12 protein-coding genes are annotated in these 15,351 nt (G+C 33.2%); all 12 read left to right on the top strand.

All coding sequences use genetic code 11. The features are described 5' to 3' along the window. Window positions 1–184 precede the first annotated feature (184 nt). The 12 genes from EHE19_RS11760 (at window position 185) to EHE19_RS11700 (ending at window position 15,188) form a co-directional block, all read left to right on the top strand. Complete coding sequence (locus EHE19_RS11760) at window positions 185–883, top strand: zinc metallopeptidase (RefSeq protein ID WP_137698669.1); 699 nt, start codon at window positions 185–187, stop codon at window positions 881–883. Window positions 884–1,093: 210 nt separating this feature from the next. Further along, window positions 1,094–2,443 (top strand): 16S rRNA (cytosine(967)-C(5))-methyltransferase RsmB, encoded by a 1,350-nt coding sequence (gene rsmB / locus EHE19_RS11755; protein WP_137698670.1) that lies wholly within the window; start codon window positions 1,094–1,096, stop codon window positions 2,441–2,443. Window positions 2,444–2,475: 32 nt separating this feature from the next. After that, window positions 2,476–3,501 carry a dual-specificity RNA methyltransferase RlmN gene (gene rlmN / locus EHE19_RS11750; RefSeq protein WP_137698671.1) on the top strand — a complete coding sequence of 342 codons (1,026 nt, stop codon included), beginning with the start codon at window positions 2,476–2,478 and terminating at the stop codon, window positions 3,499–3,501. A 46-nt stretch (window positions 3,502–3,547) separates the two neighbouring features. Continuing rightward, entirely contained in the window at window positions 3,548–4,273 is a 726-nt protein-coding gene (locus EHE19_RS11745; RefSeq protein WP_137698672.1) for a Stp1/IreP family PP2C-type Ser/Thr phosphatase, read from the top strand. 148 nt (window positions 4,274–4,421) lie between these two features. Beyond that, window positions 4,422–6,221 (top strand): Stk1 family PASTA domain-containing Ser/Thr kinase, encoded by a 1,800-nt coding sequence (gene pknB, locus EHE19_RS11740; protein ID WP_137698673.1) that lies wholly within the window; start codon window positions 4,422–4,424, stop codon window positions 6,219–6,221. Between the two features lie 171 nt (window positions 6,222–6,392). Next, the gene (gene rsgA / locus EHE19_RS11735; protein WP_137698674.1) at window positions 6,393–7,301 is read left to right on the top strand and encodes a ribosome small subunit-dependent GTPase A; all 909 of its coding nucleotides are present in this window, start codon (window positions 6,393–6,395) and stop codon (window positions 7,299–7,301) included. Between the two features lie 4 nt (window positions 7,302–7,305). Next, window positions 7,306–7,968, top strand: a complete 663-nt coding sequence (gene rpe, locus EHE19_RS11730) for a ribulose-phosphate 3-epimerase (RefSeq protein ID WP_137698675.1) — start codon at window positions 7,306–7,308, stop codon at window positions 7,966–7,968. A 323-nt stretch (window positions 7,969–8,291) separates the two neighbouring features. Further along, window positions 8,292–8,927 carry a thiamine diphosphokinase gene (locus EHE19_RS11725; protein ID WP_137698676.1) on the top strand — a complete coding sequence of 212 codons (636 nt, stop codon included), beginning with the start codon at window positions 8,292–8,294 and terminating at the stop codon, window positions 8,925–8,927. Window positions 8,928–9,202: 275 nt separating this feature from the next. Next, complete coding sequence (locus EHE19_RS11720) at window positions 9,203–10,105, top strand: DUF362 domain-containing protein (RefSeq protein ID WP_137698677.1); 903 nt, start codon at window positions 9,203–9,205, stop codon at window positions 10,103–10,105. Between the two features lie 916 nt (window positions 10,106–11,021). Continuing rightward, complete coding sequence (locus EHE19_RS11710; protein ID WP_137698678.1) at window positions 11,022–11,576, top strand: MarR family winged helix-turn-helix transcriptional regulator; 555 nt, start codon at window positions 11,022–11,024, stop codon at window positions 11,574–11,576. Next, window positions 11,569–13,299, top strand: coding sequence for an ABC transporter ATP-binding protein (locus tag EHE19_RS11705; protein ID WP_205314709.1), 1,731 nt, complete (start codon window positions 11,569–11,571; stop codon window positions 13,297–13,299). The genes EHE19_RS11710 and EHE19_RS11705 overlap by 8 nt, the downstream gene beginning before the upstream one ends. Further along, window positions 13,299–15,188, top strand: a complete 1,890-nt coding sequence (locus EHE19_RS11700; protein ID WP_137698680.1) for an ABC transporter ATP-binding protein — start codon at window positions 13,299–13,301, stop codon at window positions 15,186–15,188. Before EHE19_RS11705 ends, EHE19_RS11700 begins: the two co-directional genes overlap by 1 nt. Window positions 15,189–15,351: the final 163 nt, after the last annotated feature.

Below are 15,351 nucleotides of genomic sequence, written 5' to 3'. Positions count from 1 at the left end.
TTCGAGCTATATGGCGGCGTTTCATCGAGGCGGGAAATATTATAAATGTTGAAAATTAAAGTGGATTCTTGCATTATTTAAGTGGAGGATATTTAATACCTCGTTATAACGCCTGGATTTAAGATGAAATTTGGAGCGTAGAATTGTACAAGAATTCTTGACTTGTTAAAGTGGGGAGATAATTATGGGATATTTTTATATGGATGAATATTATATAATACTAGTTGTACCAGCTTTATTAATATCATTGCTGGCTCAATTTCTAGTCAAAAGTACATTTAATAAATATAGCAGAATAGGCAGTTCAAAAAATATGACCGGTGCTGAGGTCGCAAGACATCTGTTAAGAGCAAATGGTATAATTGATGTTCAGGTAATGCAGGTTGCAGGTAATTTAACTGATCATTATGATCCGAAAAATAAGGTGCTTCGATTATCTGATGCTACCTACTCAAGTACATCAGTGGCAGCAATAGGTGTTGCAGCCCATGAAACTGGTCATGCAATACAGCATGATGTGAAATATGGGCCTTTGGTACTTCGCAGTTCTCTTGTACCAGTTGCTAATATTGGTTCATCTGCTGGACCATATATTGCTGTACTGGGTTTATTTCTTGGAATGCCGGTTATAATTAATATAGGTTTACTAATGTTTGCTGCAGCTATATTGTTTTATTTAATTACTCTTCCTGTAGAGTTTAATGCAAGTAGCAGAGCAATAGCTGCTTTGGACAGTTCTGGATTTCTTGTTGGTAAGGAATTAAAATCTGCAAAGAAAGTACTAAATGCTGCAGCAATGACTTATGTTGCATCTGCTCTAGTAGCGGTGGCAAGTTTTATAAGATTATTGCTAATAGCAGGACAAAGAAAAAATAGAGATTAAAAAATAGAGATTAAAAAAATACAGATTAATAAAATAGGGATTAAGTAAATAAAGATTAGAGAAATAGAACTTAAAAAAAAAGAGATTATCGGAGGAACTCGAAAGAAAGTGGATTTAAGGTAACAAAAAAGAAAGTGTACCTCTGCGAAGCTGAGGTTCTCCACCGAATATTTCGCCTGATTTTATGCCTAAAGTGTCGTGGAGGTTAATATGGCAATAGATATAGCTAGAGAGACAGCACTAAAGATTTTATTTGATATTAATGAAAAGGCTGCTTACTCAAATATTTCAATTAATAAATATTTAGAGAAAAGCAATCTTAAAGAAATTGACAGGGCTTTTGTAACTGACCTTGTATACGGAACTGTTAAGTGGTTATTGCAAATAGATTATATTATTGAAAAGTTTTCAAGTGTAAAAATGAAAAAGCTTTCACCTTGGATTATTAATATATTGAGAATAGGAATTTATCAATTATTACATACTGATAAAATACCTGTTTCAGCTGCCTGCAATACCAGTGTTGATTTAGCTAAAAGATATGGTCACCAGTCATCTAGCAGATTTGTAAATGCCGTTTTAAGAAATGTTGCAAAGAGTACTCCAAATCTTCCATATCCTGATATGAGCGACGTTGCTGAGTATTTTAGCATAATATATTCGTATCCCAAGTGGATGGTTGAAAAATGGCTTTCCATCTTTGGACAAGAGTTTACAGAGGAACTATTAAAAAGTAATAACCAAGTTCCTGACTTTACAATTAGGGTAAATACTATTAAAACTACTAGAAATGAACTTGTTCAAGCATTACATAAAGAGGGCATTAAGACACGTAAGTGGAAATATGTGGAGGAAGCAATTATACTTGAAAATCCATCTTCTATTACTAAATTGAAGGCATATAAAAATGGACTTTTTCAAGTACAGGATGAAAGTTCAATGCTAGTAAGCAGAATATTAGAGCCTAAAGAAAATGAATTTATTATTGATATGTGCAGTGCTCCAGGTGGTAAAGCAACACATTGTGCACAGCTTATGAATAATATTGGGACAGTATTAGCAAGGGATGTTCATCCTCATAAACTGAAGCTTATAGAGAATACAGCTGAAAGATTAGGAATAAATATTATAAAAACGGAATTAGCAGATGGTTGTCAGCTAGATGAAAATTTGATAGGAAAGGCAGATAGAGTTTTAGTAGATGCTCCTTGTACTGGATTTGGTATAATAAGGAAAAAACCGGATATTAAATATTCTAAGAATTTAAACGATATAAAAGAAATAGTTGAATTACAGAGAAGAATATTATCTAACGCAGCAAAATATGTAAAAGTTGGAGGCTATTTGGTTTATAGTACTTGTACAATACAACCTGAAGAAAATATTGAAAATGTTAAAGCTTTCTTAGAAGAAAATGAGCATTTTAAATTAATAGGATTCGAAGAACTTCTTCCTAATAACATGAAAATTAACAGTGCAAAAGATGGATATATACAGCTATATCCTAATATAAATCAGACAGACGGCTTTTTTATCAGTAAAATGATAAGAGAGAGATAATAAACTATATAATGATAAGTGAGATAGTATAAATGAAGAATTTAATGGATATGACTATAGAAGAACTAGAGCAAATGCTTGTAGATATGGGACAGCAGCGTTTTAGAGCAAAGCAGATATTCAAATGGGTAAACAGTGGAATTAATTCCATTGACGATATGACTAACATATCTAAACAGCTTAGGCAAGAACTTAGTGAGGTTTGCAAAATTAGCAGAATTAAGCTAGTCAGTAAACTTAAATCAAAGATAGACTCTACTGCAAAATACTTGTTTGAGCTTGAGGACGGGAATATAATTGAAAGTGTATTAATGGAGTACAAGTACGGTTTTACTGCATGTATATCTTCACAGGCTGGTTGTAAAATGGGTTGTACTTTTTGTGCTTCAACAGGAGCAAACTTTTCAAGGAATTTGACGGCTGGTGAAATGCTTGATCAAGTTATGACAATGCAGCAGGATTCTGGCAATAGAATAGGCCATATTGTTTTAATGGGAATTGGTGAGCCTTTGGATAATTATGATAATGTAATTAAGTTTTTAAGGATTGTTAATCATCCAGATGGACTGAAGATAGGTTTTAGAAATATTTCTCTTTCCACTTGCGGCATAGTACCAAAGATATTACAGCTATCAGAAGAGAATATTCCTATTACTCTTTCAATATCTTTGCATAGTGCGAGAGATGACAAACGCTCAGAAATGATGCCAATAAACAGGTCGTTTTGTATTGACAAATTAATTTCAGCATGTAAGATATATACAGAGAGAACGAAACGAAGGATTTCATTTGAATATGCGATGATATCAGGAGAAAATGATTCTGAGCAGGATGCCAAAGAACTTGCAGGGCTTTTAAAAGGAATGTTGTGTCATGTGAATTTAATACCTGTAAATATAGTTCAAGGCAATGGTTATAAAAAAAGTTCACGAATTCAGATAGATAAATTTAAAAACATTTTGGAATCTAGAGGCATTGAGACAACTGTTAGAAGAGAATTAGGCAGTGATATTAATGCTGCTTGCGGGCAACTGCGAAAAAACAGACTAATGCAGTAATAAAAGAATTCTTTGGATTTCAATGTTTGTATCAGGAGTGATTAGATTGAGGTATGGCTTTAGGACAGATAGGGGATTAAAACGGCAATTAAATGAAGATCATTGCAATGTGTTGGTTGGATATTCAGGTGTTCCACCCTGTTTTGTTATTGCTGATGGAATGGGAGGCCATAAATGTGGAGATGTGGCAAGTAAGCAAGCGGTTGATTCGGTTTGCAAACATTTGTTGATAGCTGATTGGGAAACCTCAGAAATATCAGAGTTGTTAAAGAATATAATTATAGATGTAAATAAGGAACTATATCAATATTCTATGCTAGATGAATCCACACAAGGAATGGGAACAACACTTATTATTACTGCTTTGAAAAATAATAAGCTGTATATTGGACATGTAGGAGATAGCAGAGTTTATCTTATTAGAGATAACTCAATTCAAAAAATGACCAGTGATCATTCGTTTATTGAAGAACTAATAAAAAATGGAACAATAACAAAGGACGAAGCCATTAACCATCCAAAAAGAAATGTAATTACTCGTGCTGTTGGATATGAGCATGATTTACAAGTGGATACATATGAAATAGATGTATTAGAAAATGATGAGATACTTGTATGCACTGATGGTCTAACAAATATGCTGTCAGAAGAAGAAATACTGGAAATAATAATAAATGCTGAAAATCCGCAAGTTGCATGTGATACTTTAATAGAAAATGCAAATAATAAGGGTGGAGAGGATAATATTACAGTAATAGTTGGGAAGATATAACATTATGGCAATAGTGAGAAAGGTGTAATATTATAGTAATCGTGGGAAAAATATAATATTATGAAAGTATTTAAAAGACATAATGTTATAGGAACAGCGTAAAAAAGTGTTATTTGTATGGTAGGCAGAATATAGATTGAGGTGGATTATGGAAGGTCAAGTATTAGGAAATAGATATACTTTGTTGGAGAAAATTGGCGGCGGAGGTATGGCTGTTGTATATAAGTCTAAGGATACATTGCTAAATAGGTTTGTTGCTATTAAGGTACTTCGTGCTGAATTTTCAACTGATGAAGAATTTGTTAAGCGCTTTAATGTTGAAGCACAATCGGTAGCTAGTTTGTCTCATCCTAATGTTGTATCAATATATGATGTTGGTTATCAAAATAATATCCATTATATTGTTATGGAATATGTAGATGGATTGACCTTAAAAGAATATATTAATAAAAACGGAGCGCTTGATTGGCAAGAAGCTATTAAAATTAGCATACAGATTTGCTCTGCTATTGAACATGCCCATAAGAACAATATTGTACATAGGGATATTAAACCTCATAATATTTTGATGACAAAAGAGGGTATTGCGAAAGTAACTGATTTCGGTATAGCAAGAGCTGTTACTTCTTCAACAATAACCATGGTTGGCAGTACAATAGGCTCTGTGCACTATTTTTCTCCTGAACAGGCAAGGGGAGGTTTTATTGATGATAAGTCAGATTTATACTCTCTTGGAATTGTAATGTACGAAATGGTTACTGGCAGAGTTCCATTTGATGGAGATTCTCCTGTAGCTGTTGCTCTTAAACATATACAAGAAATTCCACCTGAGCCACGAAAATTTATGCCAAGCTTACCTTATGGAGTTAATGAAATAATTAATAAGGCGGTTCAAAAGGATCAAAGCCTTAGATATCAGTCTGCTACAGCAATGATAGTTGATTTGAATAAAGTATTAGTTCGTCCGCAGGGTGGCTTTGTTGGACAGAATGTTGCTTCTAATCAGGCAACTATAAGGATGCAACCATTAAATAACTCAAATATACCGAATCATAACAGAAACAATACGACAAATAATTATATGGAAGCTAAAAAGCAAAATAAGAAAAATACAACTGCATATTGGCTTGCGGGAATAACAAGTGTATTAGTTATAGCAATTGCTCTGTTTTTCACAATTAGCTTATTATCAAAAGGTAATAAGGAGACTTATGAAATAGGAAATTATAAAGGTAAGAATTTTTCTTTAGTGGAGGAAGAATTAATTGCTAAAGGTATAAATTATACTGAGATATGGCAGGAAAATGATGATTATGAAAAAGGAATTATTTTAGAACAAAGCTTACCGGCAGGCACAACATATAGAGATGGTAAATATACAAATTTAGAATTGATAATTAGTAAGGGACCTCAAATGGCAAAAGTTCCTGATGTTGTGGAAAGAGAAAAAAGAGAGGCTGAAAACGAAATTAAAACAGCTGGATTAACTTCAAAGTTTGTAAATGAATATAATGATGATATACCAGCTGGTTATGTTATAAAAACAGAACCTGCTGCAGATAAGGAATTAAAGGTAGGGTCTGAAGTGGTAATATATGTAAGTAATGGAACAGAGCTAAAAACAGTAAAAGTTCCAAATTTAGTTGGTAAGACTGAAACCGAGGCTGAAAAGCTTTTAGCAGAATCAAAGCTGGTGCTTGGAAAAATAATTCCAGCAGGTGTTACAAAGGGTATTGTTGACAGGCAATTACCTGCTGCATTTGAGGATGTAACAGAGGGAGATTCAGTAACTATTTTTCTCACTCCTCAGGATACTGCACCACCAACAGATGTTGTACCACCATCAGATACAACTACTAATACAGAAGAAACAGGGCAAAAACCAGCTGATGAGTCTTCGGTAGAAACGCAGACTCCACCTGTTACAGATGCGGAAACCATTCCGTAACTTTAATTAATACTGATTTTGTGAAATTTTATTATTCTATTAGAAACTTTTTTACTAACTAGTTCATGCAATTATTTCTTACTCAACTATAAGTTTAATACTTAATATACAGATATAGTGGAGTAATAAACTAATAGAAATGGATATTAAAATATTTTGGGAGGTAGTTTCTTGCCGCTTGGTATTATTCTAAAGGGAATTGGTGGTTTTTATTATGTTAAAGATGAAAAAAATAATATAGTATATGAATGTAAACCAAGAGGTATTTTTAGGAAAGATTCTGTTATACCTCTTCCAGGTGATAAGGTGGATTTTTGTATACTTGATGAACAAGGGAGAATTGGTTCTATAGATCACATTCTCCCGCGTTTTTCTGAATTGGTTAGACCTTCAATAGCAAATATAGATCAGATGGTTATTGTAGTTTCAACGAAGGCTCCAAATACTGATTATATGCTATTGGACAAGCTGCTTATTACAGCAGAGAAGAAAAAGCTTAATGTTATAATTTGCATTAATAAAATTGATTTAGAAAATGAAGTAGCTAAAAATATAAGTGGAATTTATTCAAAAGTTGGGTATGATTGTATTGAGTTAAGTTCTGTTCTTAATGTAGGATATGATATTTTAAAAGAAAAATTGAAGGACCATATTTCATGCTTAGCGGGACAATCAGGTGTAGGAAAGTCAACAATACTCAACCATATAATGGATTCATGGGTTATGGAAACAGGTAGCGTCAGTAATAAAATTGAGAGAGGTAAACACACTACAAGACATGCCGAAATACTTGAACTTAAGCATGGAGGATATGTTGCTGATACTCCTGGCTTTAGTTCCTTTGAATTAGAAAGTATCAGATATAATGAAATTGAAAATTATTATCCTGAATTTTCGAAATATTTAAATACTTGTAAATTTACATCCTGTAGTCATATAACAGAGCCTAAATGCTCTATAAGAGAGGCTGTAGAACGTGGTGAAATAGATATTGGGAGATTTCAGAGATATATAAATATATATAATGCATTAAAAGATATTCCGCAATACAAAAACAAAAAGTCGGATTCAAGGAGATGATAAAATGCTTAAGCTTGCACCTTCAATATTGTCTGCAGATTTCTCTTGTCTTGATGATGAAATTAAAAAAGTAGATAGCAGCGCTGATTTAATTCATATTGATGTTATGGACGGGCAATTTGTTCCCAATATTACAATAGGACATGAAGTTGTTAAATCTATAAGGAAAGTCACAAATAAGCCATTTGATGTTCATTTGATGGTAAAAGATCCAAGTAAACAAATAGAAAAATTTGCGGAAGCAGGAGCAGATATTATAACTGTTCATGTGGAAGCTGATATACATTTGCATAGAGCTATTCAAATTATAAAGGACTGTGGAAAGAAGGTTGGATTAGCTCTCAACCCTGCTACTCCATTAACTACGCTGGAATATGTTTTGCATGAGGTAGACATGGTTTTAATAATGAGTGTTAATCCTGGTTTTGGAGGACAAAAGTATATTGAGTTTTCAACTCAGAAAATTAGAAACTTGAAAGAAATGATAAATCGAAACAATCTTAATATAGATATAGAGGTTGATGGTGGAATAAATGCAGGAAATATTGATGTAGTTGTTGGAGCCGGTGCAAATATTATTGTTACAGGTTCTGCAGTATATAATTCACCTGACCCTGTTGAGTCTATAAAGCAACTGAGAATGAATGCTTTTAAAAAAACTATTTAAAATATAGGTGTTAGTTTTAGTTAAAAAATTTACTTAAGGTAATTAATAACTATATTCCCGAGAAGGCTTTAACGAAAATTGACTTTAGCAAATTATTATGGATTATTAGTAACTATGCATCATCATGGCAATTGTGTTGATGGTTCAAACACCAGAATGAACCATACTAGTTCTAGCAATTGCCATGTTTTGTGATTACTTAGCTATAACTATTGATAAGCCTTCGCGATGATAGCTTTTTATGTACGAAATTTGATTAAAGATAATATTAAATATAATAAATACTGATATTAAGATCATATTTGAAGGGCGATTGTGGAATAATGAGAGCAGTTTTAGTTTGTAATGGTTCAATTAATGATTATAATATAATAAAAAAATATATTACTATGGATGATTTTATAATATCTGTTGATGGTGGGGCAAGGCATTTAAGAAATATGGGAATTATTCCTAATATTCTTATTGGTGATTTTGATTCTGCAATATCTTGTGATTTACAATATTTTGTTGACATGGGAATTGAGAAAAATAAATTTCCGGAAGAAAAGGATATGACTGATTCTGAACTTGCAATTGAGAAGGCTGCAGAAATAGGCGCCGATGAATTGCTTTTTATAGGTGCAATGGGTTCTAGAATAGACCATTCTTTAGCTAATGTTTTTTTGCTCAAAAAGTGTATGGATATTGGGATTAAGGCATGTATTGTTGATGAGCACAACACAATATTTATTATTAATTCAACTATTAAAATAAAAAAACAGGAGGGCTATAAGCTGTCATTGATTCCTGTATCTGAAAGGGTTACTGGAGTTACAACTTATGGACTAAAATATAGACTTGATAATGCCACAATGCTTTTTTCTACATCCTGGGGCGTGAGTAATGAATTTTTAGAGGATGAAGCTGCTGTAACCATCGATGAAGGATTATTACTGGTTTGTGTTTCTCGAGACTAATGATTTGAACGAGTAATGTTTGCATACGTTATCATACTAGAATGAGTATGAGAGTTTGAAAAATTGAAAAAATTATAAAGGGTTTTTAGAAATCTTAAAACCAAGGATGAAAATTACATAGAAAATGTATATATTAAACCTCTACACTGATAGAGGTTTTTTTGTGCCCTTTTTTGGAAAGAATATAATGGTAAGAATGTTATAGTAAAAAAATTATAGAAGAATTTTATAAAGTATTTACTAGAAAATATAGATAATATAGAGAGGTATAGACTATGAGACAAAGACGATGGAGAAATTCAAAAGTAGCAATTACTTATAATCAAAACGAAGCAATTGCAATAAAAGATGCAATTGACCTATTGCAAGTAACTCCAGCTATAAATAGCAATGATGTAGTTGTTATAACACCAAATTGGGTTAAAAATCAAAATCCTAATTCAGCGATAGTTGTTGGACAGGAAAGTTTAAGACAAATAATAAGGCTATTTAAAGAAAAAAATCCAAAAAGGCTAGTGATAGCAGTAGGTTCAGCAGATGACGAGACAAGAAATGTAATGGATGCAGTTGGATATAGCAGAATTATTTCGGAAGAAGGTGTTGAATTTATTGATTTAAATCACGGACCTTTTGAAAGGATTAATCTAAATCATTCAATTGTATCCGCAACAAATATAAATAAGATTTTAAATGAAATGACAGTCTTAGTTTCTTTTACGCAACTAAAATATCATGAGGAAGCAACTGTTTCAGCTGCTATCAAAAACATAGCTATGGGGTGGCCTCCTGCGGAAGAACACGGATTCCCCAAGAAACAAACAGGAATCCATAAGGAACTGCATAGCTTTATCTCAGCTATGGCAGAGCAAATTCCTATTGATTTATCCATTATAAGTGCAAGCCCAGCTATGATTGGTACAGGACCTTCAAAGGGCATTGCCCGGCATACTGGTTTGGTGATTGTTGGCTGTGATCCTGTCGCTGCTGATACAGTAGCTGCAAGACTTTTGGGCTTCAGACCACAGGGGGTAAGATATTTATTTGAATGTGCCAACAAAAAAATAGGTGAAAGTGATGTTGAAAAAATAAGTATAGAGGGAATACCCTTAGTTGAAGCTGAGAACATTTTCAGCAAGGCTGCCTATGGAGATGGTATTGCTGTGGATAAGCCTAATTAAATTTAATTATATGGAAGTAAAATGATAAACTCAAATTCCTCTTATAAAAAATTATTGGTGCGATAGAATTATAAATAGCTTGTTACCAAAATAATAGCTTAAATTAGTAATGATTTGTTTGGGTGTTTTTGCGGTATACGGCACTATTTTTCATCCTAAAGTTGGGTTAGAAATGATAAGTACTTTTGCTGAAGGGGCTGCTAAAACAACATTTTCTGTATACCGATGCTTTATTGAAATAAAATAAATAGTACGCGAGTGTAATATATATCTACTTGCGATGCCCGGTTAGAAATTGATGCTAGAAATAATAGGTGAAGAACAAGTATTGAAGCCGACACAGCTACAAGGATGTAGCTGTGAGTATTAACCCGAGACAGGTTATCGAGTGTTATACGATCGGCGGAAGTGCTTGTTCTTCACCGTAATTATTTCAGCATCAATTTCGTGAGCAAGCAATAGATATATATTGCTACGTCGTACTATTTAAGCAGTTTACTGTTGATATATATTATTTTTTGCTCTAGCACGCTATGAATTAACTAATGCAAATATTTCTAACCAAACTTGCATACCACACCTGATATATTAGACTATAATCAGTATATTATCCTGCGAAGCTTGAGTATAATATTGTAAAAATAAGCAAAAATGCTTATTGACAATCAAAATGATAAGAATTATATTATAGAATAGTAAATCGGTTAACTATTAATTGGTTGATTAAAATTTTACAGCTTATAGCCATGTGAAAATATAATATACAAGGGATAAAAGTTTTTCAGATATGATTATTATTTTATTTCACAGTTAAAAATAGCTGTTAAATTATTAGTGGAAAGTTGAACTAATAATAGATAAATTAATAAATATACTGAAAAACACAAATTGAGTAATATAAAGAAAGGAGCATTTATTGGACTTTTTATCTATATTGTCCAATTTAGGTATTGATATGAATATATCTTTTTTAGATATAGCTAGAAAGATGAACACGCTTAGTATACTTCATAGAATTAATATTCAAAAACAAGCTTCGAAAAATGGATTATACTTTGGACAGCCACCAATACTAGAATATGTTGCAAGTCATAACTACTGTACCCAGAGAGAGGTTGCTGACTTTATGAAGGTATCTCCAGCTTCTATATCTACATCTGTAAAGCGCATGCAAAAAGCTGGTCTGATTGAAAAACTGGTGGATGATAGTGATTTGAGATATAACCGACTTAAGATTACAGAAAAGGGCAAAGAACTCACAGATAAATGTCGGAAGGACTTTGATAAGGTTGACGCACAAATGTTTGCGGGTTTTTCTGATGAGGAATGTCAGCAGCTTTATGGCTATTATGAAAGAATGATAAAAAATCTGTCTACAGATGAATTTGAGGAAAATTCAATTTTTTCTCTTATTGCTGAGGGGAAAAAGCTATTTGGCAATCAAAATAAGGAGGAAATTGATATTGATTAAAAAAATAGTACCTTATTTATCTAAATATTTAATATATGCAATACTTTGTCCATTAGCCATTGTAGGTGAAGTGCTTTTGGAGATACGAATACCATTTCTTATGGCTAAAATAGTTGATAAAGGTATTCCGTCAAAGGATATAGCTTACGTATTGCAAACAGGTGTGCTAATGGTGGTAATGGCATTAATTTCGCTACTTTTTGGGGCACTTGGTTCAAAACTCGGAGCAACTGCAAGCATGGGACTTGGCAGCGAACTTAGAAAAGCTTTGTTTAACAAGGTTCAGGATTTTTCATTTTCTAATATAGACAAATTTAGTACAGCATCATTGATTACTCGACTGACTACAGATGTTAATAACACACAGAATGCTTTTATGATGATTATTAGAGTGTTGGTACGTGCACCTGTTATGCTGGTTAGTGCAACTATTATGGCATACACAATAAATAAAAATCTTGTGAAAGTATTCTTATTTGCCATTCCAGTTCTAGCAATTGCCTTTGTAGCAATTGCAGGACTGGCTTATCCGCGTTTTTCTAAGTTGCTAAAAAAATATGATGCGTTAAATTCCTCCGTTCAAGAGAATTTAATAGCTATACGAGTTGTAAAAGCTTTTGTACGTTCAAAATATGAAAAGCTTAAATTTAAGGCAGCTAATGATGAACTGATGAATGCGTCAATTAAGGCTGAAAAAATCGTTATCTTTAATATGCCTTTTATGCAAATTACAATATACTCTTGTATTGTTGCCATCCTGTGGTTTGGAGGAAATATGATAATTGCAGGGGATATGCTTACAGGAGAATTAATAAGCTTTATAAGCTATGTTTCACATATATTGGTGTCACTTATGATGATATCAATGGTACTTATTACAGTAATACTATCTCGTGCTTCGGTTAACAGAATTATAGAAGTACTTGAAGAAGAGTCAGATATATCAGATGCACAGGGCAGAGGGGAGACCATAGTAAAGAATGGTTCGATTGATTTTGAAGATGTATCCTTTAGGTACAATTCTAAAGCTGAAACAAATATCCTTGAGAATATAAACCTTCATATAAATTCAGGGCAAACAATTGGAATAATTGGCGGTACAGGTTCTTCAAAAACATCCTTGGTTCAGCTAATTCCTAGATTGTATGATGCAACACAAGGAAAGGTTCTTGTAGGTGGTGTAGATGTACGTGATTATAAATTAAATGCATTAAGAGAATCAGTTGCAATGGTGCTTCAAAAGAATATATTGTTTTCAGGAACCATCAAGGAAAACTTACTTTGGGGAAATGAAAATGCCACTGATGAACAAATTGTTGCAGCCTGTAAAGCAGCTCAAGCACATGATTTTATAATGAGTTTTCCAAATGGCTATGAAACTGAACTGGGGCAAGGCGGTGTAAATGTTTCAGGCGGTCAAAAGCAACGCCTTTGTATTGCAAGAGCATTGCTAAAAAATCCTAAGATTTTGATTCTTGATGACAGTACAAGTGCTGTGGATACAGCAACAGACTCAAAAATTCGTGAAGAATTACGTAAGTATAGCAGCGAAATTACAACTATTATTATTGCTCAGAGAATCAGCTCTGTGTGTGATGCAGATGAAATAATTGTACTAGACGATGGTAAAGTAAACGCAATTGGCACACATGATGAATTACTGCAAAATAACCAGATTTATAAGGAAGTATATTATTCACAGCAGGAAGGAGTGAGCGCATAATGGCAGGACCAGCTAAACATAATTTTCAAAAGCCTAAAAGCGCGGGAAGAACTCTTGCACGTGTTTTTGGATATATGCTAAATAAAAAATGGCTGCTTATTCTAGTAACCATTTTTGTAATAGTTAGTTCAGGAGCAGGCGTGGCAGGCACTTACTTTTTAAAGCCTCTTATTAATGACTATATTATGCCGCTTATTGGAAAAAATCCTTCAAAAGCTGATTTAGCTCCATTTATTCACATGATTATGTTATTGGGTGCTATTTATTTGACTGGAGCATTGTCGACATATATATACAGCCGTATTATGGTGAAAATATCAAACGATGCACTTAATTCCATACGTAGGGATTTATTTAATAGTATGCAAGATTTGCCGATTAAGTATTTTGATACTCATACTCATGGAGAACTTATGAGTCGTTATACCAGCGATGTTGATACTCTTCGTGAGGCAATCAGCAATGGTGTTACGCAGTTTATAACTTCAACAATTACTGTTATTGGTACATTTATAATGATGCTGATACTTAGTCCTATTTTGACGCTCTTTATTATTATCATGCTTTTTGTAATGTTTGCCATTATAAAAAAGATTGGAAGTAAAAGTGCTGAATATTTTAAGAAGCAGCAGAAAGCTGTTGGTGCAGCAAATGGTTATATAGAGGAAATGATTGAAGGGCAAAAGGTTGTTAAAGTTTTTTGCCATGAGGATACTACTAAAAATGAATTTTCTGCATTAAATGAAAACCTTCGCCTTGCAGCAACAAATGCTCATACATATGCAAATATTATGATGCCTATTATGGGAAATCTAACATATGCAAATTATGCATTTACGGCTGCGGCAGGAGCAATGCTGGTTATTGCAGGACGTATAGATATTGGCTCAATAGCATCGTTTTTACAATATACACGTTCATTTTCTCAGCCAATAACTCAAATAAGTCAACAATTTAATTCAATACTTGCAGCTCTTGCTGGTGCTGAGAGAATTTTTGAGATTATTGATGAAAAGCCTGAACAAGATAATGGTTATGTGACTTTGGTTAATGTGAATGAAAATCAGGATGGGACATTAATTGAAAGTGATACACCTACTAATATTATGGCATGGAAGTACCCTCATCAAAACGGAACAGCGACATATACAAAACTTAAGGGTGATGTTCAGTTCTCTGGTGTGGATTTTGGATATGATAATAATAAATTGGTATTAAATAATTTAAGCCTTTATGCAAAAGCAGGTCAAAAAATTGCTTTTGTCGGTTCAACAGGTGCTGGAAAAACTACCATTACTAATCTAATAAATCGCTTTTATGATGTATCAAACGGAGAAATACTCTATGATGGAATAAATATTAACAAGATAAAGAAAGATGATTTAAGAAGCACACTTGCTATGGTATTACAGGACACACACCTATTTACCGGTACTATAAAGGATAATATTCGTTATGGCAGGCTTGATGCTACTGATGAGGAAATTTTGGCTGCTGCAAAGCTTGCAAATGCAGATAGCTTTATTAAGCATTTACCCCAAGGATATGATACAATGCTTGTTTCAGACGGTGCGAATCTGAGTCAAGGACAGCGCCAGTTAATTGCCATTGCACGAGCAGCTGTAGCAAATCCACCTGTATTGATACTAGATGAGGCGACAAGTTCCATTGATACCAGAACAGAAGCCCTTATCGAAAAAGGTATGGACAAACTTATGAAGGGACGTACAGTATTTGTTATAGCTCACAGGCTTTCTACTGTGCGTAACGCAGACATAATTATTGTGTTGGAAAACGGTGAAATTATAGAACGCGGAAATCACGAAGAACTGATTGCCGAACATGGAAAGTACTATCAGCTGTACACTGGACAGTTTGAGTTGTCGTAAGTCTGCAAAAAGTTCATTAAAATTAATAAATTCAAAGAGCGTAAGTGTAAAATAAAAGGTAGCTGTCTCTAATAATCTTGAACTTAGAGCAGCTACCTTTTATATAGAATTATTTATTAACTCAACTTTAGAAATTATTTATTAACTCAACTTTAGAAAAGTC

The organism is Ruminiclostridium herbifermentans, from assembly GCF_005473905.2.
In the GTDB taxonomy this organism is placed as follows: Bacteria; Bacillota; Clostridia; order Acetivibrionales; family DSM-1351; genus Ruminiclostridium; species Ruminiclostridium herbifermentans.
Note: the sequence above shows the minus strand (reverse complement) of the source record. Positions and strands in the feature narration are given on the sequence as shown.